The organism is Pedobacter agri PB92 (assembly GCF_000258495.1).
GTDB classification, from domain to species: Bacteria; Bacteroidota; Bacteroidia; order Sphingobacteriales; family Sphingobacteriaceae; genus Pedobacter; species Pedobacter agri.
Map to the genome: position 1 here is coordinate 1 of NZ_AJLG01000351.1, position 656 is coordinate 656.

The 656-nt window shown below is 37.0% G+C and carries 1 protein-coding gene; it reads right to left on the minus strand.

All coding sequences use genetic code 11. From position 1 onward, the window contains the following. Positions 1–285: 285 nt before the first annotated feature. A partial coding sequence (locus ON09_RS23830) for a hypothetical protein (protein WP_010603583.1) occupies positions 286–656 on the minus strand: 371 nt, incomplete at its 5' end.

Here is a 656-nt window from a genome sequence, read left to right on the forward strand (position 1 = left end):
ACGTACACACTTAATAAATTAGCTGATGGAATAATGAAATGGCCAGCACTATCTGTAACCAAAACATTAATTTTTGTTCCGCCGATTGTATTTAATACCATTGGCGTTTTCAACCGGCCATTGTCTTTTTTTACAGTGCCTCTCAATTCCATAGAAGACTGATTAAATTTGGTTGTGGCCAATTTTTCACCTTGCCATTTATATTTCCTCCACCCCTTTATCAATAATACAAGATTTAAGTATTCTGGGTCTTGATACTTTACACCCAGAGGATGTTGAGGTAAATCAGGCAGATGCCGCTGAAAAAAAGTAAAAATCAGTGATGTTTTGATTATTGTATTGAGCAAGCCGATTGGCTTGGACACAACTAACTGAGACCAATCCGAGCAGGGGTTTGTTGTTTCTACCCAAAGCATTTAAAGAAAGTTCAATACGATCTCTGGTTTGATATTCTTCCTTATCTGTACCAATTTGAATTTTATTAATTTGGTCGTAATGCGCAAAGAATATCCGTTCAGCTATTGGCTGATAAGCTTCATTCAGAATAGTTAACGCATATAATCCTATCGGAACAGAATCGAGCTTGAACCGGATGTTTTGAATGCTGAAAGCTTTAAGCTCGAAAGCAGAATGAAGGTAAATCGTCGAAAATCGTG